1 protein-coding gene is annotated in these 225 nt (G+C 68.0%); it reads left to right on the top strand.

All coding sequences use genetic code 11. The features are described 5' to 3' along the window. Positions 1 to 225, top strand: a 225-nt coding sequence (locus F7Q90_RS26480) for an IS66 family transposase (protein WP_151161263.1), incomplete at both ends; no start/stop codon positions are given.

Raw genomic sequence — 225 nt, forward strand, 5'->3', positions numbered from 1 at the left:
CCACGCTGGGTCGCTGGTCCGGCGCGGTAAGCGAACTGCTGGAGCCGCTGTACGGCCTGCTGCGCCAGTACGTGCTGATGCCGGGCAAGGTGCACACCGACGATATCCCTGTGCCGGTACAGGAGCCGGGCAGCGGTAAAACCCGCACGGCTCGCCTGTGGGTCTACGTCCGGGATGACCGTAACGCGGGGTCGCAGCTGCCACCGGCGGTGTGGTTCGCGTACT

It is taken from the genome of Pantoea stewartii subsp. stewartii, from assembly GCF_008801695.1.
Lineage (GTDB): Bacteria > Pseudomonadota > Gammaproteobacteria > Enterobacterales > Enterobacteriaceae > Pantoea > Pantoea stewartii.